This window comes from Brasilonema angustatum, assembly GCF_059505445.1.
This window is the reverse complement of the sequence record NZ_JCACKO010000151.1, coordinates 81,322-103,593: the sequence shown is the minus strand read 5'-3', so window position 1 is coordinate 103,593 and position 22,272 is coordinate 81,322. Positions and strand designations below refer to the sequence as shown.

18 protein-coding genes are annotated in these 22,272 nt (G+C 43.3%); 9 read left to right on the top strand and 9 right to left on the bottom strand.

Going from position 1 to position 22,272, the window contains the following annotated elements; translation table 11 throughout:
• Positions 1-626: 626 nt before the first annotated feature.
• Both AC5JM2_RS32645 and AC5JM2_RS32640 read right to left on the bottom strand, forming a co-directional pair.
• Positions 627-1,760, bottom strand: coding sequence for a glycosyltransferase family 4 protein (locus AC5JM2_RS32645; protein ID WP_495839836.1), 1,134 nt, complete (start codon positions 1,758-1,760; stop codon positions 627-629).
• A gap of 351 nt (positions 1,761-2,111) precedes the next feature.
• Positions 2,112-3,266: an NAD-dependent epimerase/dehydratase family protein gene (locus AC5JM2_RS32640; RefSeq protein WP_495839866.1), complete on the bottom strand. Its 1,155-nt coding sequence runs from the start codon at positions 3,264-3,266 to the stop codon at positions 2,112-2,114.
• Between the two features lie 276 nt (positions 3,267-3,542).
• Between AC5JM2_RS32640 and AC5JM2_RS32635 the strand changes: the two genes are divergently transcribed.
• The 3 genes from AC5JM2_RS32635 to AC5JM2_RS32625 all read left to right on the top strand — a co-directional run bounded on the left by AC5JM2_RS32635 (position 3,543) and on the right by AC5JM2_RS32625 (position 5,988).
• Positions 3,543-3,890, top strand: a complete 348-nt coding sequence (locus tag AC5JM2_RS32635) for a slr0373 family blue light stress response protein (RefSeq protein ID WP_495839834.1) — start codon at positions 3,543-3,545, stop codon at positions 3,888-3,890.
• Positions 3,891-3,985: 95 nt separating this feature from the next.
• Positions 3,986-5,497: a stress-responsive protein Ycf46 gene (gene ycf46 / locus AC5JM2_RS32630; RefSeq protein ID WP_495839832.1), complete on the top strand. Its 1,512-nt coding sequence runs from the start codon at positions 3,986-3,988 to the stop codon at positions 5,495-5,497.
• A gap of 140 nt (positions 5,498-5,637) precedes the next feature.
• Complete coding sequence (locus tag AC5JM2_RS32625) at positions 5,638-5,988, top strand: DUF1257 domain-containing protein (RefSeq protein WP_048868763.1); 351 nt, start codon at positions 5,638-5,640, stop codon at positions 5,986-5,988.
• Positions 5,989-6,113: 125 nt separating this feature from the next.
• Here the strand turns inward: AC5JM2_RS32625 and AC5JM2_RS32620 are convergent, their stop codons facing one another.
• Complete coding sequence (locus AC5JM2_RS32620) at positions 6,114-6,992, bottom strand: IS630 family transposase (RefSeq protein WP_495839829.1); 879 nt, start codon at positions 6,990-6,992, stop codon at positions 6,114-6,116.
• A 238-nt stretch (positions 6,993-7,230) separates the two neighbouring features.
• Here AC5JM2_RS32620 and AC5JM2_RS32615 point away from each other — a divergent pair, with 238 nt between their 5' ends.
• Entirely contained in the window at positions 7,231-7,383 is a 153-nt protein-coding gene (locus AC5JM2_RS32615) for a DUF6883 domain-containing protein (RefSeq protein ID WP_495839827.1), read from the top strand.
• Positions 7,384-7,406: 23 nt separating this feature from the next.
• Here AC5JM2_RS32615 and gcvP read toward each other — a convergent pair whose 3' ends face one another.
• The 3 genes from gcvP to gcvT all read right to left on the bottom strand — a co-directional run bounded on the left by gcvP (position 7,407) and on the right by gcvT (position 12,240).
• A complete protein-coding gene (gene gcvP / locus AC5JM2_RS32610) occupies positions 7,407-10,322 on the bottom strand; it encodes an aminomethyl-transferring glycine dehydrogenase (RefSeq protein ID WP_495839825.1) in 2,916 nt (971 codons plus the stop codon).
• A 321-nt stretch (positions 10,323-10,643) separates the two neighbouring features.
• Positions 10,644-11,030 carry a glycine cleavage system protein GcvH gene (gene gcvH / locus AC5JM2_RS32605; protein ID WP_495839823.1) on the bottom strand — a complete coding sequence of 129 codons (387 nt, stop codon included), beginning with the start codon at positions 11,028-11,030 and terminating at the stop codon, positions 10,644-10,646.
• Between the two features lie 73 nt (positions 11,031-11,103).
• Positions 11,104-12,240, bottom strand: a complete 1,137-nt coding sequence (gene gcvT / locus AC5JM2_RS32600; protein ID WP_495839821.1) for a glycine cleavage system aminomethyltransferase GcvT — start codon at positions 12,238-12,240, stop codon at positions 11,104-11,106.
• 189 nt (positions 12,241-12,429) lie between these two features.
• Between gcvT and AC5JM2_RS32595 the strand changes: the two genes are divergently transcribed.
• From AC5JM2_RS32595 to AC5JM2_RS32585, 3 genes are all read left to right on the top strand, one after another.
• Positions 12,430-12,714 carry a BrnT family toxin gene (locus AC5JM2_RS32595; protein WP_495839819.1) on the top strand — a complete coding sequence of 95 codons (285 nt, stop codon included), beginning with the start codon at positions 12,430-12,432 and terminating at the stop codon, positions 12,712-12,714.
• Entirely contained in the window at positions 12,674-13,072 is a 399-nt protein-coding gene (locus tag AC5JM2_RS32590) for a helix-turn-helix domain-containing protein (protein WP_495839817.1), read from the top strand. The genes AC5JM2_RS32595 and AC5JM2_RS32590 overlap by 41 nt, the downstream gene beginning before the upstream one ends.
• A gap of 250 nt (positions 13,073-13,322) precedes the next feature.
• Positions 13,323-13,817, top strand: a complete 495-nt coding sequence (locus AC5JM2_RS32585) for a pentapeptide repeat-containing protein (protein ID WP_495839815.1) — start codon at positions 13,323-13,325, stop codon at positions 13,815-13,817.
• 324 nt (positions 13,818-14,141) lie between these two features.
• Here the strand turns inward: AC5JM2_RS32585 and devC are convergent, their stop codons facing one another.
• Positions 14,142-15,317: an ABC transporter permease DevC gene (devC, locus tag AC5JM2_RS32580; protein ID WP_495839813.1), complete on the bottom strand. Its 1,176-nt coding sequence runs from the start codon at positions 15,315-15,317 to the stop codon at positions 14,142-14,144.
• Positions 15,314-16,621, bottom strand: coding sequence for an ABC exporter membrane fusion protein (locus AC5JM2_RS32575; RefSeq protein WP_495839811.1), 1,308 nt, complete (start codon positions 16,619-16,621; stop codon positions 15,314-15,316). Before AC5JM2_RS32575 ends, devC begins: the two co-directional genes overlap by 4 nt.
• A gap of 201 nt (positions 16,622-16,822) precedes the next feature.
• Here AC5JM2_RS32575 and AC5JM2_RS32570 point away from each other — a divergent pair, with 201 nt between their 5' ends.
• Complete coding sequence (locus tag AC5JM2_RS32570; protein WP_495839809.1) at positions 16,823-17,668, top strand: TetR/AcrR family transcriptional regulator; 846 nt, start codon at positions 16,823-16,825, stop codon at positions 17,666-17,668.
• A gap of 446 nt (positions 17,669-18,114) precedes the next feature.
• Here AC5JM2_RS32570 and pyrG read toward each other — a convergent pair whose 3' ends face one another.
• The gene (pyrG, locus tag AC5JM2_RS32565) at positions 18,115-19,752 is read right to left on the bottom strand and encodes a CTP synthase (RefSeq protein ID WP_495839807.1); all 1,638 of its coding nucleotides are present in this window, start codon (positions 19,750-19,752) and stop codon (positions 18,115-18,117) included.
• 187 nt (positions 19,753-19,939) lie between these two features.
• On the opposite strand from pyrG, the gene AC5JM2_RS32560 reads away from it, so the two are divergent.
• Complete coding sequence (locus AC5JM2_RS32560; protein ID WP_495839805.1) at positions 19,940-21,841, top strand: N-acetylmuramoyl-L-alanine amidase; 1,902 nt, start codon at positions 19,940-19,942, stop codon at positions 21,839-21,841.
• Positions 21,842-22,272 lie beyond the last annotated feature (431 nt).

Below are 22,272 nucleotides of genomic sequence, written 5' to 3'. Positions count from 1 at the left end.
AAGTAGTGGTTAGTCGGTCGTGGGTACTAATTAGTCAGTCAAAAAATAACCAACACTTAGCTACTAATAACCGGTAACTAACAACTAAGTAGTCGTCATTAACTGTGTACATTAAAACACATGAAAATATTTCTCCCAGCCCACGGCGACCTCCGATCTACTAGCCCCTAAAAGGGGCGCTGCGCAAACGTTAACGCTGCGCTAACACTCCCTCCCTCTGTTCTTACTTTCAAGCCAGGTTTGCACAATCAAACTAAAATATGTAACTTTTTGTAAAGGAAAAAGCCTTTGATCAAAAGTATGTAAAGCTGGGCAACTTTCGCGCAAAGTTCTGCGGGAGAAGTTTCCCCTGCAAGACTTTGCAAGCATAGGCTGATTAATTTGTCAATAAGACTAGTTACTGAGACTAAACTGCTTTTTTTGCAGCCACCACAGGCAACTAGATACGCACGACGATGACTCCTCATGGTAATTTCACAGTTTTACACACATTTAATCCAAGGCAAAGGGTAAAAGTCAAAGTAAAAAATCTTTTTGTGTTTGACGCTTCCTCTTTTACCGTTGGTAACATATTTTACCGTTGGTAACATAGTTCTGTTTATTTGTACTCACCTACTGAATAATCCCTATGCCACTTTTGGTAGTTCAGAATAAATCACCTTTTGATAGTAGCTTTCTAGCTGGCGTGTAGCAGCACCCCATCCCCAACGTTCTGCCTCCTGACGCGCACTTTGACGGATAGTTTCTCGTTCTTGTTGCTGTTGCAAAAGACGCTGAGTTGCATCAATGGCACTTTGAACATCTTGTTCTGGCTCAAAAAGATATCCATTAACTCCATCTGTGACAATATCAGGAATGCCACCAGAACGTGCTGCAACGACTGGACATCCACCTGCCATTGCTTCTAGGAGAACTAATCCCAGTGTCTCCGTTCGAGAAGGAAAAATAAACGCATCAGCACTAGCAAAGGCAGAAGCTAATTCTGTACCCACCAAATACCCAACAAAATAAGTATTTGTTCCAGCGAAGTATTTTTCCAGTGTTTGACGATGGGGACCATCTCCAACTAATGCTAGCCGTGCCTTGGGAATAGCTTCTAAGATTGGTTTGATACGTTCAATTTCTTTTTCAGCGGAAAGACGCCCTACGTAAAGTAACAATGGGCTTTCTGGGTGATTTTGCGACAGGCGCGATCGCATTTGCTCACTGGCAAAGTCAGGATGAAATGATTCGGTATCCACTCCTCTTTGCCACAGATCTACCCTTTCAATACCGTGTACTATCAGTTCTTGCATCATTGCTGTGGAGGTACAAAGATTTAAAGCTGCCTGATTGTGAGCTGCTTTTAATAGTTCCCACAATAATCCTTCCAGCATTGCTAAACCGTAATGCTGAAGGTATTGAGGCAGATGAGTATGGTAAGATGCGACCAAGGGAACGTTTATATACTTACTATAAAATATACCAGCTAATCCCAGAATTGCTGGGTTAACTACATGAATGATATCTGGCTTAAATCCCTCCAATGCTTCACCGATTGCTGGACGAGGTAATGCCATTTTTAACTCTGGATACAGTGGCAGGGGAAAACCCGATACACCATATACTTTAGCTCCTTTATACTCAAAAATGCCACCATCAGGGGCAATGACTAAGACTTGGTTACCATTACGCTGAAGATGGTCAATGGTATGACGCAGGCGTGTTACAATTCCATCAACCTTAGGTAGAAAGGTTTCGGTAAACAGGGCGATTCGCATAAACAACTATTCAGTACAAGCCTTGTATGAACTATGAAATGAAGGCAAAGGTTTGAAGTCTAAAGCATGTAGTCAAAAATGTTTATTTCATTCTTGATCTTTCTAAAATGACTAGTCGTCATACTGAATAACAATATGACGACTATATTGTAGACAGTCAACGTTCCTTCAAAAATAACTCAGAATAACGTTACAGCATCTACTGGAGTATTTAGCATTGAGGAAACTGTTGTGAGATTTTTAGGGACTTGCAACCTCAACTCCTCATTGGGTGGTAAGCGACTAATATTAAATTCTGAGTTGGTGAGTTATGACTCGAGTTGTTTGTCACCGGCGGTCTTCAAGATTTAGTTAATTTCTCCGCCAAGAGACTTTGGGTAGAATTTGATTTTGATCAACATGATCCTGGTATTTTGTCGCAAAGTTCAACAGAGAATCGAGTAGGGAATCAGAAAGATAGTGAGGCTGCAAGCCAAGATCCAATAATTTGGTGTTTTTGGCGTTGAAGTAATGTTCTTCTCTCTCGACTCTGGGATTATCTAAATGATTAATTTCAACATTCAATCCCATTGCATTACCGGCTTTCTTGACCATCATAGCCAAATCACCAACGCTGAATTGTTCGGTAAATTGGTTAAACACGCGGAATTCTCCAGATTCAGCTGGGTTAGCAATTGCAATCTCAACACATCGTACTGTATCTCGAATATCTAAAAATCCCCGAGTTTGGCCACCTTTACCATAAACAGTCAACGGATGACCAATGGCTGCTTGAATGCAGAAACGGTTTAGTGCAGTTCCAAACACCCCATCGTAATCAAGGCGATTAATCAGCAGTTCGTCCATCCCTGTCTCTTCGGTTAAAACACCGTAGACAACGCCCTGATTCAAATCTGTTGCTCTTAATCCCCAAATCCGACAAGCAAAGTGAATATTGTGGCTGTCATGAACTTTACTCAAGTGATACATTGAACCGGGCTGCTTGGGATAAGGAAGAGTATCTTTACGCCCATTGTGTTCTATAGTAATGTATCCTTCTTCGATATCGATGTTGGGTGTGCCGTATTCACCCATTGTCCCTAGCTTCACCATATGACAGTTAGGAAAGTCTTCCCGCATCGCATACAGCAAGTTCAACGTACCAACTACGTTGTTCACTTGAGTCATAACCGCGTGTTCGCGGTCAATCATTGAAAAAGGTGCTGAACGCTGTTCACCAAAATGCACAATTGCTTCTGGCGAGAATGCGTGCAGGGCCTTACTCAGAAATTCGTAATTAGTAATATCGCCAATGAAAAGGTCGATAGATTTACCAGTCAAATCGTGCCAGCGCTGTATACGTTGCTGAATTGGCGCGATTGGGGTTAGAGTTTGCACCCCCAGCTCATTATCCCAGTGCCGGCGCACTAAATTATCTAAAATACCAACTTCATGACCGCGATTTGAAAGGTAAAGCGCAGTTGCCCAGCCGCAATACCCATCGCCACCAATAACCAGGACTTTCATTTTCACCAGTTTTTACTCGCTGATAGCTAAATCTACCAGGTTTGTGTCCCCTCTAATCATGAAAGATGGAGCGGGGAGTGAAGCAGTGAAGGCTAAGTCGCGGAGCGCTTACGTACTTCTGCCTTTGTTCTAACGAGTTGTTGAATTTATCATCAATGATCCTGTTTGATTAAGATATGTAACAAAAAAAGCGTCAAAACGCTTTGACGTCTTGACAAGGAATTGGGGTTCCGATATGGTTATATACATACCCGGGTAAGACCGTTAAAAAGTAATATGCAAGCTAAGCAAAAGGTAACATTGTATCTGTCGCCAGAACTGCACAGGAAGTTGAAGATTCGCTCGGCAATTGACTCGGAACCGATGTCAGAACTAGCGGAACGTGCCTTAGACTTCTACCTGGCAAATTCTGAGTTAGTAGACGAAACGGAAGCATCATATGGAAGGACGCACAGAGTTTATTCCTGTCCAACTTGCGATAGTTCACTAGTACTGCGAGATGGAGAATTGCTCAGTCTGGGTCAGGAACCCGGAATGATTGGTCAGCAGGAGGAGCGTCTTCCGATGGATGAAATGAATCGGAATCAAAATCAAAAGGGTAAGGAAGAATTAGTTCCTTGCTAGATAGGGATCATGAATCTCAAGTTCATAGTTGCCTTATCTGTTACGTAGCAAAGCGAAGTCTGTACTGTCTGTAAAGGTCTCAAGTAGGTCGATGTATGAAAGAAGAGCTCAATATCCTCATTCAAGCTCAATACCCTCTAATCTACCTTGTGACCTCCGAGGAAGAGCGGGCTGAGCAGGCAATCTCCACAATCGCTCAATCGTCAAAGCCACAGCGAAGAGTGTATGTGTGGACAGTAACTCATGGCATCGTGGAGTATGGTCAACCCCGGAATGTCACTCAACATAACACCGTTTCTCCGGAAGCGGCTGTTGAATGGATTATCCGGCAGAAAGAACCAGGTATATTTATTCTTAAAGATTTACATCCATTTATAGATGCGCCAGCGACAACAAGGTCATTACGTGATGCGATCGCTAGCTTTAAGGGGTTGCACAAGAATGTTATCTTGATGTCACCGATGCAGCAAGTCCCAATTGAACTGGAAAAAGAAGTTGTTGTTCTTGATTTTCCACTTCCAGACATGGGAGATTTAAATAAAGTTTTATCAAGTCATTTAGAGCAAAACCGTGGGCGACGGCTAGCAACAGAGGCGCGTGAAAAGCTATTGAGGGCTGCTTTAGGATTAACTAAAGATGAAGCTGAAAAAGTCTACCGTAAGGCACAGGTCACAACAGGGCGTCTGACGGAAGATGAAGTAGACATAGTTTTATCTGAGAAAAAGCAGCTAATTCGGCGCAATGGTATATTAGAATACATAGAAGAAGACGCAACTATTGATGCTGTTGGTGGCTTAGAAGAGTTGAAGAGGTGGTTGAAGCAGCGCTCTAACGCTTTTACAGAGAGGGCGCGTGAATACGGTTTACCTCAACCAAAAGGTATGTTAATCTTAGGAGTCCCAGGTTGTGGTAAATCATTGATTGCCAAAACAACTTCTCGACTTTGGGGTTTACCACTGCTGCGATTAGATATGGGGCGAGTCTACGATGGCTCAATGGTAGGACGTTCAGAGGCAAATTTACGTAACGCCCTAAAAACAGCAGAATCTATTTCACCAGCAATTCTGTTTATTGATGAGTTGGATAAATCATTTGCTGGAAGTGGAGGTTCTGGAGATTCTGATGGTGGTACCTCCAGCCGGATATTCGGCTCTTTCCTCACCTGGATGCAAGAAAAGAAATCACCAGTATTTGTCATGGCAACAGCCAACCGAGTTGAACGTCTACCTGGTGAATTTTTGAGGAAAGGTCGCTTTGATGAGATTTTCTTTGTAGATCTGCCCACCCCGGAAGAGCGCCAAGACATATTCACGATACACTTGTCTAAGCGCCGGGAAGACATCTCGCGATTTGATCTAGAACAACTTTCTAAGATGTCTGACGGATTTTCTGGAGCAGAAATTGAACAAGCGATTGTTGCGGCAATGTACGAAGCTTTTGCCCAAGATCGGGAGTTCACACAATTAGATATTATTGCGGCTATTAAAGCAACACTGCCGTTGTCTCGTACGATGCAAGAACAAGTGACAGCCCTCAGAGATTGGGCTAGACAACGAGCAAGACCAGCCGCATCCTCCGTTGCTGAGTATCAGCGAATGGAGTTCTAAAAGCTTTCTCCTGCTACCACAGGGGGAAAGGCTAGCGTCAAAAAGCTAGCAGTTATGAAAAAACCGCGTCTTGGTAAACGCGGCTTCGCTTAAAACAAACTGTTGTCTTTTTCTCTACTTTCTCATTGGAGGAAACCCAAATGTCTCACTTTAGCACTCTGCGTACCAAAATCACCGATGCAGAAATTCTTAAGTCTTCCCTGCGCGATCTAGGCATCTCTGTTAAGACCGAAGCTGATGTTCGTGGTTACAACGGTCAGCGTGTTCGTTCCGACATCGTTGCAGTTTTGGAAGGCGAGTATGACCTCGGTTGGTCTCGCAACAGCGATGGTTCCTTCGATCTGATCGCAGACCTGTGGGGTGTTGCTAAGAAGCACAACCAGACCGAGCTGATCAACTCCATCAACCAAAAGTATGCCGTTAACAAAACCCTGGCAGAAGTGAAGCAACGCGGTCTGCAAAACGCCAACGTTAAGTTGGTATTGCAATAGTCATATCTCTGCGCGTTCCCAAAGCTGCACGGGTTAACCAGGTTAATAGCGGTTAGCCCGCTTTTTTTACGGACTAGGATAATTCCTAGTCCGTAAATTTTTTTATATAGCTGTTGCCACTGAGGTTAGGACGCAGCTTGTTTAAGCACGGAGTCGATGGCATCATGTAAATTATCAAATTGTCGTAAGTGTTTGCGAATGCGAGCTTTCAACCACGCCCAACACTTTTCAATCCGATTGAAGTCCGGGGAATAAGGTGGCAAATACACCACCTGAGCGCCGGCAGCTTCAATTAATTGAGCAATCCGACCGCCATGATGAAAGGTTGCATTATCGATAATTACCCACTCACCAGGGCACAGAACTGGAATTAAGCAGGTTTCCAACCACGTTTCAAACACCGTACGATTACAAGCTCCTTCCACGGTAAACGGTGCAATCAATTGACCATTCCGATAGCCCGCTATCATGTTGATGCGTCCCTGCCGACGACCAGACTTGAGTCCGTAGAGCCGTTTCCCTACTTCGGCGTATCCAAAGCCATAGTCATCCCGCTCATCCATGCCCGACTCATCGACATAGATTAAGTGAGGGGCTTTGGGATCTCCGAGTTGCGCGCTTATTTGCGGCTCGTTTGACTTCATCACGTTGGCAATACCCATAAGTTTTTTTTTACGGGTAAACCCAATCTGCTGCAAGGCTCGTGAAATCGTACGTTCACTAATATTTGTTTCCCACAGTAGAGCCATCTCGGCTTGAGTCTTATCCTCATTTTCCTTCACAAATGCCCGAAACAACTCCATGTCGGTGATCTTCCGAGTCGGGTTAGAGCTTGGTTTTGGCTTTGCTTGGACATCGCCCGTCTCAGCTTTGCGCTGACACCACAGGTTGATCGTATTGCGACTAATGTTGAACAGTTCACTCGCCTCACTTTTCTTGAGTCCATCCAATTCGATCGCTTGCATCACCTTTTGCCGGAAGTCATAGCTATAAGCTTTAGCCATCGTAGTTGAGCAGAAACGGTAGGGACACTCTCAGTCTATGTCCTAACAAGACTGGCGACGGCTATATTTTAAGTTGGTCAACAGAAAAAAACGTAAAATCTAGAAATCGGGTTTCTGACACCACGAATATTATGTTTAATTTGGCGGTTCTATTTACGGCTACCAAAATAATGAACCACAAAAGAAAGAGATACCTGCATTTTAACTGAGTGGTTATTGTTGGCGATCGCCCGAATATATGAAACTTCCTAATCCCGAACAGGCAGTGATTGACAGACAAAAACTTTCCGGTTATTGTTTGAATCCAGAACATCCAGAAGGGCGACACAAAGCGCGATTGTTTAAGTCTGTTTTAGGAATTGGTTTAGATAAAGTATTGAGCGAGGAATAAAAACTCCTCACTCCTGACTCTATTTAATAAGCATCCATTGGCAGACAAGAACAAACAAAATTCCTATCCCCATATGCAGCGTCAATACGACCGACACTGGGCCAGAATTTATGTTCGCGAGTCCAAGGCGCAGGGTAAGCAGCTTGTTCCCGTGAATAAGGATGATTCCATTCTCCGACAATCAGACTTTCTGCGGTGTGGGGTGCATTTTTCAAGACATTATCTTGGGCATCCATCTTACCTGATTCAATTTGCGCAATTTCTTGGCGAATAGCAATCATGGCATCGCAGAAACGGTCTAACTCTTCTTTGGATTCACTTTCTGTGGGTTCCACCATGATTGTACCTGCCACAGGCCAGGAAACAGTTGGTGCATGGAAGCCATAATCTATTAGGCGCTTGGCAACATCATCGATTTCGATATTTGCTGATTTTTTGAGCGATGGCGAAGCGCCTCGCAAGCTACGCAAATCCAAAATACACTCATGAGCAACTAAACCATTTTTTCCTTTGTACAAAACAGGATAATAAGGTTCAAGTCTCTTGGCGATATAGTTTGCATTCAGAATTGCGACTTTGGTTGCTTGCGTCAAACCATCTGCACCCATCATGGCAATATACATCCAAGAAATCACGAGGATACTGGCGCTTCCCCAAGGTGCAGCAGAAACAGCACCCATTTTTTGTTCACCGCCCATTTCAACAACAGCGTGTCCAGGAAGAAATGGTACCAGATGAGAAGCGACACCAATCGGTCCCATACCAGGACCACCGCCACCGTGAGGAATACAGAAGGTCTTATGCAAGTTCAAGTGACAAACATCAGCACCGATATCTCTTGGACGACAAAGCCCCACTTGAGCATTCATATTCGCCCCATCCATGTAAACTTGTCCACCGTGAGTGTGAACAACAGCACAGATTTCTTGAATTTGCTCCTCAAACACACCATGAGTTGAGGGATATGTTACCATTAATGCCGCAAGTTCTTTGCTATGCTTTTGAGCCTTAGCCTTAAGGTCATCTAAATCAACATTACCTTCAGTGTCACAAGCAACAGCAACTACCTTCATCCCGCACATCACAGCACTTGCAGGGTTTGTTCCGTGTGCTGACTGGGGAATCAAACAAACATTGCGGTGTCCTTCCCCTCGACTTTCGTGATACTTCCTAATGACGAGTAACCCTGTATATTCACCTTGAGAACCAGCATTTGGTTGCAGGGAAACTCTCGCAAATCCGGTGATTTCTCCCAACCATTCCTCTAGCTGCTGGAACAGGATTTGATAACCCCGTGTTTGTGACAGTGGTGCAAAAGGATGTATCTTGCCAAACTCAGCCCATGTGACTGGTATCATCTCAGATGTGGCATTAAGCTTCATCGTACATGATCCCAAGGGAATCATCGATGTAGTTAGCGACAAATCCTTAGCTTCCAGCTTGTGCAGGTAGCGCAACAACTCAGTTTCTGAGTGATAGCGGTTGAAGACCGGGTGGGTGAGGTAACTAGTGGTACGGGGAAGGAAAAGAGCACTGGAAGCACCACAAGCAGGGGGGAACAATAGATCGTCGCCAAAAGCGAAAATTTCCAACAGGTCGATTAAGTCTTTTTCTGTGGTGGTTTCGTCTAGAGATATACTTACAGTAGTTGTGTTTAAAATGCGGATGTTTATTTTACGATCTTCACAAGCTTGTAAAATCTCATCTAAACTGCGTTCTCCTAAATCGACTCGCAGGGTATCAAAGAAATATTCAGAATGGATGCTGTAACCCAAACGCTTTAATCCTTTTGCCAGCATCACAGTCATCTGGTGGATATTCTCAGCAATTTTTTTGAGTCCAGCAGGACCGTGGTATACACCATACATACTCGCCATTACTGCCAGCAACACCTGGGCTGTACAGATATTACTAGTTGCTTTTTCGCGGCGAATGTGTTGTTCACGGGTTTGTAAGGCAAGACGCAGCGCAGGTTTGCCCTGAGCATCTTTTGATACACCAACAATTCGCCCTGGAACTTGGCGCTTATACTCTTGTTTGGTGGCAAAGTAAGCTGCATGAGGCCCACCGTACCCCAAGGGAATACCAAAACGCTGAGTGCTTCCTACAGCAATATCAGCACCAAATTCACCAGGCGGTGTCAGCAAAGTCAGACTTAAGGGATCTGCTGCTACCGTGACCAATGCTCCCATAGCATGGGCTTTTTCTATAAAAGCGCGGTAGTCATAGATTGTGCCATCGCTGGCGGGGTACTGGAGAATTGCCCCAAAAATAGGTTCAGAAAAATCAAAAGTTTGATGGTCGCCAACAATAATATCAATTCCCAGAGGTTGAGCACGTGTTTGCAACACATCTATAGTTTGGGGATGACACTCACCAGAGACAAAATAAGCATTTGCTTTATTTTTGCAAAAACCATAGCTCATGCTCATCGCTTCTGCTGCTGCTGTGGCTTCATCTAGCAATGAAGCATTGGCAATTTCTAAACCTGTTAAGTCAATAATCATGGTTTGGAAATTGAGCAGCGCTTCGAGTCGTCCTTGGGCAATTTCTGGCTGATAGGGAGTGTAGGCGGTATACCAACCAGGGTTCTCTAGAATATTGCGTCCAATCACAAGTGGGGTAATACAGTCGTAGTACCCCATACCAATAAACGAGCGGAAAACTTGATTTTTGGAAGCGATTTCCTTGAGCTTAGCAAGTGCTGCGTACTCATTTTCTGCTTCTGGTAACTCTAATGAATCAGACAACCGAATTGCCTGCGGCACTGCTTGGTCAATAAGTTGATCAAGAGTACTATCACCCAGCACCTCAAGCATTTGCTGAATATCACTGGACGATGGTCCAATGTGCCGTTTTTGAAAAGAACTTAACTTTTGGCTACTTTCCCCTGACATCTGCCAATGGTTTGATTTAGGACGAGGAACATTAGTTACCACAAACTGCTCTCCGACGCGACTACTTCATATTTTGCAACAATTCTGTTTGACGCGTTGGGTATAATTTGTCAATTTATCAAAATTAATGAAGTTTTTTTATCAAAATTAATAAAACTTTTCCAGAAAGCGTGAAGCAGACAAAGGGAAACAGCAGCAATAGACACCACAGACAGAAGGAGGGACGGAGGGAGGCAATAGTGAATGCTCAATAAATCTTTTTCCTCCCTCCCAGGCTACGGCGGCGACCTACTACGGTCCACTAGCCCCTAAAAGGGGCGCTGCGCAAACGTTAACGCTGCGCTAACACTCCCTCACTGCTTTCTATCCTTCAACCTGCCTGCTGTATTCATTCGCAGTCAAGGCATCATCAATTTCATCAGACTTGTTGACGCGTACTTTGAGCAACCACCCTTCCCCATAAGGATCTTCTGCCAATTGTTCTGGTGATTCTATCAAAATTTCATTGCGTTCTATAACTGTACCAGTGACTGGGGAATTAAGGTCTTCCACAGCTTTGACGGATTCAATTGTGCCAAAGGTTTCTTCCTTGGAGACAGCGTCACCAATTTCTGGGAGCTCTAAAAACACAATGTCACCTAATTGATCTACGGCAAAGTCGGTGATGCCAATGGTGGCAATTTCGCCTTCAAGACGGACGTATTCATGAGTATCTAAGTATCTCAAATCTTCAGGATATTCAAAAGGCATACCACTTCCTCATCCACATAAAAAAATTACTACTACGATAGGGATTTACGCTATAGTACCCATTACTCAGCACTTAGTGACTGACACGGTTTTTGGATCGATAAAACGGACGTTTTACCACAACCGCTGGGTAAGCTTTGCCACGAATTTCCACTTCTAGCTGCTGATTCACAGTCGCTAGTTCAGTTGGAACATAGGCTAAAGCTATGGGATAACCAAGTGTAGGTGATAGTGTACCACTAGTTACTTCTCCAACGATGACACCAGTTGATAGCACTTGATAGCCATGACGGGCGATGTTGCGCCCTTGCATTTGCAAACCTACCAGTCGGCGTTGAACTCCAACAGCTTTTTGCTGTTCTAAAACTGAGCGACCGATAAAGTCTCCTTTGGTATCAAGATGAACTAGCCAGCCTAAACCGGCTTCCAAAGGTGTAGTCGTGTCGTCAATATCCTGCCCGTAAAGTGCCATTGCTGCTTCTAGCCTGAGGGTGTCTCTCGCACCTAGTCCGCAGGGAATGACACCAGCATTGAGTAGACTTCTCCATAATTCTACCCCCACATCTAAATCTAACATCACCTCAAAGCCATCTTCCCCGGTGTAACCTGTGCGGGCAAGAAATGCTGGTTTACCTAGTACTGTTCCCTGCAAGTGCCCAAATGCTTTAATAGATGTTAAATCTTCTTGCACCAAGGTCTGAAGAATGGTTACGGCTTTTGGTCCTTGCACGGCAATTAAGACTTTTTCTCGTGAAAGATCTTGGAATTTCACCTCATTTTGGTCAAGATGTTGCAAGAGCCATGCTTTATCCTTGTCAGAAGTAGCCGCATTGACAATTATGACTCCTCGTTGTTCACCAGTGGCGTCTTCGCCTTGGTAGTAAAAAATGATGTCGTCAATGATACCAGCTTGAGGATTTAATAAGACGGTGTATTGAGCTTGACCGGCTTGCAAGCGGTTTAAGTCTGAAGGAACTAAAAACTGGAGTTGAGAAATCAGGTTTTTGCCTTGTAGAGTAAATTTACCCATGTGGGAAATATCGAACATCCCTGCTGCATTTCTCACAGCCTCGTGTTCTTTGGTTATGCCAACAAATTGTACGGGCATTTCCCAACCACCAAAACTGGTGAGTCGTGCTTTGAGTTCTTGTGCAAGTTGAAATAAAGGCGATCGCGCTAAGGATAGGATAATTTCTTCTTGATTAGCCACAGGTCTATTTGTTTAGATACGTTTGTCTGTAGTATTTCACTTCTAGTATCTACAGTGTACTTAAACCTGATTCGATTTATCTTGCAACCAAGTCGTTAAATCTGCTTTTTCTGCTGCAATTCCTTGTTTTCAGTTACCTTGCATGATTGAATAATGTACTGCTATGCAGTATCTTAAAAAAGGTAGCATATGGAATTTGAGTGGGACTCAATCAAGGCTGAAACTAATTTACATAAGCATGGCATCAGCTTTCAGGACGCAATAAAGGTCTTTTTGGATGAGTGTCGGCTTGAAGAAGATTCCACCCGTCCAGAGCACGGTGAGAAACGACTGAAAGTGATAGGAATGATTGATGAGGCTTTGATTGTAGCGGTTGTTTACACACAAAGGAATGGGAGAACCCACATCATATCAGCACCCAGAGCGAGAAAAGATGAGCCAGAAAGATATAGTCAGAGCCAAACTACTTCCTGATGGTACGGTTGTTCAAATTTTTCCAGATCACTCAACGCAGCCTTTGCAGGGACAGACTCATTGGGAACGTATCAAGACGATGACGGAGGAAGAAATAGAATCTGCCGCCCTGTCCGATTCTGATAATCCCCCCTTGAGCAAAGAAGAGCTAGAGCGGTTCAAGCCCGTACCGAATCTCAAACAGATTCGTCAGCAGCTGCATATGACTCAAGCAGAGTTTGCCGAGAGCTTTTCCTTACCTCTAGGAACAATTAGGGATTGGGAACAAGGAGCGAAGCAGCCTGATAGCGCTGCGAAGGTTTTGTTACGGGTAATTGCTAAAAACCCCCAGGCTGTGTTACAAGCGTTACGAGGGTAGGCTCTCCTCTAGACTTTTCATATAAAACCTGCTTAAGGATGGATTTTTAATGAGAAAGGCGAGGTGCTTCTGGTAGACTATAATCCTACCAAAACTGGTATACAACGCTCCCAGCCAAAGTTTCCTACTCGCCCAGCTTTTTGAATCCGTGAGCAATTATCTGAAATCTTGATAACTTTTTACTGTTCACTGTTCACTGTTCACTGTTTTAATAAATTGTGGCAGTGTTGAGATTTATTAAGTTGGCATTATGAAGTATCAGCAAGTAGTCGTTGGTTTGGTTCTAGCTATAGCTCTTTTCTTGTTTCCCTTGTCAGCAGAGGGAGTCGGTTCTTCGAGTATCAGGCGTTCCACGGACGACGCATTCAACGGTAAGGATTTTTCTGGTCAAAGCTTGATTGGATCTGAATATATTAATGTCAAGCTTAAGAACGTTAATTTTAGCAATGCTGATTTGCGCGGTGGCGTTTTCAATAGTTCGATGTTAGAGGGAGTCAATCTGCATGGTGTAGATTTTACTGAAGGTATAGCCTATTTGGCAGCTTTTCAGGGCAGTGATTTGAGCGATGCGATCTTTACAAACGCAATGATGCTGCGTTCTACTTTTGATGATGTAGACATTACTGGTGCTGATTTCACCGATGCAGTTCTAGATCGTCTGGAAGTGAAAAAACTTTGTGGTAAAGCAAGTGGGGTGAATTCTAAAACTGGTGTTTCTACGCGTGAGTCTTTGGAATGTCCGTAAAGATACTGGATATTAGCTTAGCCGTCACGATGTTTTTGTAAGTAGAAGTTTTTGGCGATCGCTTCCGAGTGAGCGATCGCTTTGTTTATAGTGCAATGCCGTTCAGTTAAGGATTGTTTTTAGAAATTGCACACGCGTAGAGATGTTGCATGTGAGTCCAGCGCTGCGGGAGGGTTTCCCGACAGCCAGGCGACTGGCGGAGCGCGTTTGCGCTGCACCCCCTTAGGGGCTAGCGGAACCGAAGGTTCTCCCCGGAGGGCAACGTCTCTACAAACTCTATTCTTTTTAACCTAACTTACAATTCTAATGGCTAATGACTATTCTTTAAAACATATCCGCAGGATCAGCAGCTTGGAGTTTGCGGGTGGCGATCGCTCCAGAAATCACACACATAATGATTGTCAATATGAGCACCACCAAAGCTCGTGTTAAAGTCATGTATATGGGCAAATTTGTCGCCGTTCTTGTTAAATAATAAAGTGCCAAAGGAACTACTGTTCCTGGAATAAAACCGAGAAATGCGAGGATAAGAGCTTCTTCAAAAATAATTCCTAAAAAGTATAAATTATGATATCCCATTGCTTTTAAGGTTGCGTATTCCTTCAGGTGTGCATTAACATCAGTAGAAAGAACTTGATAAACAATAATGATGCCGACTATAAACCCCATTGATACACCGAGACCAAAGATAAAGCCAATAGGGCTTTCTGTCTGCCAGTAGTTTTCTTCAAACTGGATAAATTCTTCATGAGTCAAAACTCTGACATCATTGGGTAAGTAAGCTCTTAATGCTGTTGCAACTTGCTGTGGATCGTAGCCCGGTTCAAGATAAACTAAACCCAGATTAATACTAGCTGCTTGTCGTCCGGGAAACAGGCGTAGAAAATTCTGATCACTGGTAATCAGGTTACCCTCAGCCCCAAAGGAAGTCCCCAATTTGAATAAGCCATTAATAGTAATGGTATGATTTTCTGCTTCGGTAGTAACAGTTTTACCTTGTTCAATATCAGCAATTACTTGTTGATATTCCCCTCTAGAACCTTTGTCAAATAAGAAATTATCTGCTAACTTAATCTTATCCAACTGTTGGTTTATTTCTGGTAGCCCAAAAGCTGGTTGCTCAGGATTAACCCCTAGCAGTTGAATGGAAGCTTCACGACGGGTTTGGGGATTTTTCCAGGTGATGAAACTCACATACAATGCTTCTGCCGACTTTACTCCTGATATCGAGGAAGCTTGGTACAGTCGCCGCCGGGAAAATGTAGACAGATTTTGCATATTACGAGCTTTGGGACTGAGTAAAACAATGTCTGTTTGCAAAACTCGGTTGAGGCGAGTATTACTGTCATAAAGTGCAGTCTGAAAGCCAAGCTGCATGAACATGAGCACATCAGCAAAAGCAATACCTGATAATGCGACAAGCAGACGGCTTTTTTCATGACTCAGTTGCAACCATCCCAGAGGTATTCGCTGGTGTAACTGTTGTATGAATCCAATCAAAGTGAAATCACCACCTTAACTTGTAAATTGGTAAACTGAGCAGCTTTCTGGCTTGATGTCTGATCGAGTCGGATATGCACTTCCACAATTCTGGAGTCAATATTGGTACTAGGATCGGTATTGACGACACTCTGCCGACGCACCTGTAAGCCTATCCGCTCGACTTTTCCTTGTAATTCACCAGGTAGAGAATCGCTGATGACCCGCACATCCTGCCCTATACGGATTTTGCTGATATCACTTTGATAAACTTCTGCAACAGCATACATTTGGCTGGTTTGTCCAATCTCAACAATACCATTACTCGACACCACTTCCCCTGCACGTGTGTGTATATCCAACACCTGACCATTTTGGGGTGTTCGCACGTAAGCCTGTTGCAAATCTTTCTGAGCTTGATTCACCTGTGCGATCGCATCATCAACTTCTGCTTTTGCAGCTTCCACATCTACTGGACGTACTTCAGCTATTTTCTGGAGTGTGGCTTGAGCTTCGCTGATTTGTTTACTAAGCGTTGTGTTAATGCGGGTGAGAACAACTTGAGCCTCGCTGATTTGGCTGCTACTCGTACCATCAATACGGGTGAGTATTGCTCTGGCTTCTTTGAGTTGCTGTGTTGCAGTGTCTACATTCAGGCGCTTACTATCAAATGAAGATTTAGAAATTGCACCATTCGAGTAGAGTTGCTGATTACGGCTATATTCGGCTTGAGCGTTGTTGAATTGGGCTTGCAATTTCTCAACAGTTGCTTGTTGCGCTATTTTATCGCCTTTGGACTGTGCTTTGAGTCGGGCGATCGCCTCCTGTTGTGCTGTCTTATCACCTTGCCACTGCGCCTTTAATTCGTCAACCCTAGCTCTTTGTGCTTCAATTTCACCGCGTTTTACACCTGCTTGCACCATAGCAAGGTTTGCCTGTTTCACTTTCACTTGTTGCTGTGCTTTGATAACAGCAGCTTGAAGACGATCTTTGCTGTCAAGAATAGCAATCACCTGACTTGCTTTAACTTCCTGCCCCTCTTTGACTAACAATTGTCCAACTCGATTCTGTTGACTAGATGTTGGTGCAGAAACTTTAATCACCTCTCCCTGTGGTTCTAGCCTTCCTAAAGCAACGACTTTTATGATTTTAGGAATGCTGGGGCGAGACTTTTGGATCTCATTAGACTTGTGTGAGTGTAACTGCCAGAATCTGTATGTTGTCACCCCTGCAACAACAAATGTTATGACAACTGCCAGTATTGTCAGTGGGCGACGGCTATGCTTAAAAAATGAGGAACCGCTAGCGGTTGCATCACGCAGCATAAGGTACTTCCTGTGGGACAAAATAAACTAAATAGTTTAATTTCTTTTTTTAAACTAAACTGTATAGTACAAACTTTCAATAAAATTTTCGCCCCTCAGCTGCATACATTCCGCATAAGGGAGGATTGTTATATTCCCACAGGAAACCTTGATTGCAGGGTTGCAAACACCTATAACCCGCTAAAAGCAAGAGATGAAAAAATGAGAAAGACAGAAGCTAATAATTTGGATCGTAAGCTGTCAGACGAAAAAGTGGATGCTATTCTGGCAGGTGCAATGCAAGAGTTTTTGGCACATGGCTATGCTGCGACAACAATGGATCGAGTGACAGCAGCAGCAGGTGTATCTAAAACAACTATCTACAGCCACTTTCAAGACAAGGAAAGACTGTTTACTGCTCTTATACAGCAACTGATACTGGAAAAATATTATGCATCATTTAACCCGCAAAAAGCTCAATTGATGGAAGGTGAGGCATCTGTTATCCTGCGTCACTTGGCATTGAGTATGCTAAACAACATTATGGGTGACCAACAGGTGTTAGGATTAATCCGCTTAGTAATTGGTGAGTCTGGACGCTTTCCAGAGTTAGCGCGTGCCTTTGTTCTTAACCTTGAAAAACCATTCTTAGAGGATTTGTCTCAATTCCTCAGATCTCGTACTGAACTCAATTTACCTGATCCAGAAGTTGCTGCGCGAGTCTTTGTCGGGGCGTTAGTACATTTTATCTTGATTGAGGAAATACTTCATGCCAATGATATTTTACCAATGGAGTGGGAGCGCCTGATTAACAACCTGATTAATTTATTGACTGCAAATCAGACTCAGAAGTATTTAAGCGCAGATCAATATTCAGGTACAAGGCAGAAATCTTCTAGACGTAACCGTAAGAATTCCGGTAAGTTTGAGCGAGATTATGATTCTGAGCCGAAACGTTTAAGATCTATCAGACTCACAGATACAGCTTGGGAAAAACTGGCTCAAGTCGCTGGGAAACATGAATTGACTCGCAGTGAGATGATTGAAATCATTGCTCGTAATGGTTAACTCACGCTTAGGATTCATAACGAGTTCTCAAATTTAGCATGACTTGCAGAATTGTGTATATACATGGAAAAATCATCAGTAATACTAAGTTGCGTTCTAACCGAGTACTGAATGTGGTTGAGATTCCTAAGTCCTTCCCTTGTCCGCTACTTTGTATACCTGCGACACGCTTGCTTACACAATTGACTTATGGTGCCTGAAAATTGCAACTTATTAATGTTAAGTGTTCACTGTCAGAACGTTCATCAGTATATCTAAAATATCGTAAGCGAAATTATTACGTAGTTATACCACTCCTAAGAAGAGGGCTATAGCACTCCTAAATCATTTGTGAACAAGAAGATTCCCGACTTCTTTTAGAAGTCGGGAATTTGAGCAAGCGCGACTTATGCACAAAGCGCAAGCACTTTTTCACGCACATCAAATAGAATTGCTATAATTGCCCTTTAAAAAACTTCCAGTGGTGTATGTACCTCAGAACAGGGGTAATAACGAGCAATTGTCGCTTCGATAAAACCTTTAAATAAAGGATGAGGTGCACTGGGAGATGATTGAAATTCTGGATGAAATTGGCAAGCTATAAAAAACGGGTGATTAGGAATTTCGATAATTTCTACTAGGCGTCCGTCGGGAGAAGTCCCACTAATAAGATAACCAGAGTCTATAAAGACGTTGCGGTAAGAGTTATTGAACTCGTAGCGATGTCGATGGCGTTCATAAATAACTTCTTCTTGGTAAAGTTTGAAAGCCAAAGAGTTAGGATGTAAGCGACAAGGATATAAACCTAAGCGCATTGTTCCGCCCAAATCCATGACATCCTGTTGTTCTGGCAATAAATTAATGACTGGGTTTAGTGTATGTGGATCAAATTCGGCGCTGTTAGCATCTTGTAATCCGGCTACGTCTCGTCCCCATTCTATGACTGAACATTGCATTCCTAAGCACAAACCTAAGAATGGGATTTCGCTTCTTCGAGCGTATCTAATTGCAGCAATTTTACCATCTACCCCCCGGACGCCAAAACCTCCTGGGACTACTATTCCATCCACACCTTCGAGATAGGTTTCGGCTGCTTCAGTTTCTAATTGTTCTGAATTTACCCAACGCAGGTGCAGTTCGCTACTCATTGCAATTGCTGCATGACGCAGCGCTTCGACAACTGAAAGATAGGCATCACTCAGCTGCACGTACTTACCGACAATCGCAATTTCCACTCGATGAGTAGGACTGTATAATTTTTCTACTAGTGTTTGCCACTGTACCAAATTAGGTTGGTGCTGTCCCATGTTCAGCAACTCTAGTGTTTGTTGTGCTAGTCCTTCTCGTTCTAAATTCAGGGGAACTTCATAGATACTCTTAGCATCTTGAGATGGGATGACGCATTCTACTGGTACATCGCAAAATTCAGATAATTTGTGTTTTAGTGCTGTTGGCAGTGGGCGATCGCACCGACAAACTAAAATATCTGGTTGAATACCAATTGATCTAAGTTCTTTCACCGAGTGCTGTGTTGGCTTAGTTTTCATCTCACCCGCTGAGGCAATCCACGGTATCAAAGTCAGGTGCATATACACGACATTTTGTCGTCCTACATCCTTGCGAAATTGACGAATTGCTTCCAAAAACGGCAGTGATTCAATATCTCCTACTGTCCCTCCAATTTCTGTAATAACCACATCAGGTGTAGTATCTTTAGAAACTCTAAGAATCCGTTCTTTGATTTCGTTTGTAATGTGGGGAATGACTTGGACTGTGCCGCCATTATAATCACCTCGACGCTCCTTATTAATGACGGCTTGATAAATTGAACCAGTCGTCACACTGTTCAACCGGGACATAGAGGTATCAGTAAAACGTTCGTAATGTCCCAAATCTAAATCTGTCTCAGCACCATCTTGAGTCACAAATACTTCTCCATGCTGAAAAGGACTCATGGTTCCGGGATCAACATTAATATAGGGGTCGAGTTTGAGAATTGAGACTGAATAATTTCTTGACTTGAGCAATCGCCCCAGACTTGCTGCTACAATTCCCTTACCAATACTAGAAACAACACCACCAGTTACAAATACAAACTTAGTCATAGTACTTTTAATTTCGCGCAACTTCTAGAAATACACCCCGCCATTGTGCCACAGTCACCCCGTTCGGGAATTCAAAATTCAAAATTATAAATTTAAAATTATAAATTTATTTTTGAATTCAACCCCCATACATTTAGGGGAAGGTGCTTAACTCCGCTCTTGTTATCAATTATTCTTTTATTTTGACGTGAGATCACTTTTAGGATTAATCTTATTAAGTTCTATAGTCACCCCCTCTATCGCTTTGGCTCAAGAACAATCACTGAAGGTTGTTTTTCCAAAAACAAACTACCAGACTTCTGCACAGAAAATTTTCTTTCTTGGGACAGCACCATCAAGTGGAGAGGTTCTGATCAATGATCAGCCAGTAACTCGTAGTAAGTCTGGTAATTTTGCCCCAAGTTTCCCCTTACAGTTGGGAGAAAATCTTTTTACTGTCCGCTATCAAAATCAACAAATCCAGATTCGGGTGACAAGAGTTTCCACTCAACCGGAAGTCCCACAGGGATTAGCCTTTGCAAAAGATTCTCTCACACCAGCTGTGGATATTGCCAAACTACCAGGAGAACAAATCTGTTTTAGTGCGATCGCCCCTTGGGCGACTCCCTCTGGGAGTCTCGCCGCACCGAATGCGACGACTGTTTCTGTAAAATTGGCAAATCAAACTATTTCCCTTTTACCGCAACCTCAACAAGCACAACTACCAGCAAATTCTGCCGCCTTAACAGGGCAAAATCAACCCTCAACCCAGTCTAACGCGGGCAAGTATCAGGGTTGTACGACAGTTCCTCAGTTTAATCCTCAACTGTATACCAACAACACTGTCTCTGCTGCTATTGGCGAGAACCAGACCAAAAATATAGATTTGGGTAAACCAGAATTCCAACTCACCCTGAATGGTAAAACAATAACTCAACAAGGAACTGGAAAAATCAGCATCCTCTCACCTGCACAGTTGGAAGTCGTGGAAATTATAGCAGACTCTGGAGTTGCGCGCACTGGTCCGAGTACAGATTATTCTAGACTAACACCTCTACCCAAAGGCACACGAGCAGCAGTTACAGGACACGAAGGTGAGTGGTTGCGTTTGGACTATGGTGCTTGGATCAATAGTAAGGAAACTCGTCTTTTACAAGGAGCAATTCCTCCACACAGTATCATCCGCAGTGTTGGCTATCGTAGACTTCCTAGTGTGACAGAAATGGTTTTCCCACTGCAAGTTCCTGTCCCTGTGAGTGTGCAGCAAGATGACCAGACTTTTACTCTCACTCTTCATAACACCACTGCTCAGACAGATATAATCCGCCTAGATGATGATCCTCTGATCTCTCGCTTAGATTGGCAACAATTACCACCCACTGTCCCAGGGGGACAGCCAGGAGTACAGTACATATTTAACCTCAAAAAAGCTCAACAGTGGGGGTATAAGCTGAGATACGACAACACAAGTCTGGTGCTATCTTTACGTCACTCTCCTTTCATCTCCTCTGCTAATACTAGGGAAAGAAGGGGGATGTTCGCCATACAAAAGCCGTTATCTGGAATCAAGATTTTACTCGACCCAGGACATGGAGGTAAAGAATCTGGTGCATCGGGACCAACAGGTTATTTGGAAAAAGATGTCAATCTGGTGGTATCCAAGTTGGTGCGCGATGAGTTGGTGAAGCAAGGGGCGAAAGTGGTGATGACACGGCAAGATGATAAGGAAGTGTCGCTACCTGATCGTGTGGCAATTATTGATAAAGAAGAACCAGCGATCGCCATTTCCATACATTACAACTCCCTACCCGATGAAGGTGATGCTGAAAAAATCAAGGGAATGGCAGCCTTTTGGTATCATCCCCAAGCTCACAGCTTTGCAGTCTTTATGCAAAAGTATGTTGTTAGCAAGTTAGGACGACCATCCTATGGGGTCTTTTGGGATAATTTAGCACTGACACGTCCAGCAAGTGCACCTTCAGTTTTGCTGGAATTAGGTTTTATGAGCAACCCTAATGAATTTGAGTGGGTGACGAATGCTCAGGAACAAAAGAAGTTGGCAAAAGTCATAAGTGATGGAATTACTGAGTGGTTCCGTAGTGTCCGCTGATGCTTAGGCTAAATATGTACAGCGTTCGACAACAGGGTGGTTGTTATTGGTCATTTTGATAGCTGTATTCAATTAGATAGAACACACAGCAATGCTGTGTCGCTATCTTGTGAATTGTAATTTATACAATTCACACGTGATGTCAGAAAAATGTGCGACACAAAAGTGCACGTTCTCATTTTTAAAGTTTTCTTATACCAAAGTTTCAGTTATTATCTAAGCCATTTTTTGGAATAAAGAAGCTACAATGCAGGTAGAATAATCATTTGTGACACTATACTTGATATTATCTTCTATTTTTTTTATGTAATTGATCATACGTCATTTAATTTTATAATAAAGTGAGTTGACTATATTTCGTATTAGTTTATACAATATTTTAGCAAGCTAATTTGCTTTGTCAGTAGCATCTACAACATAGGTATTTTGCA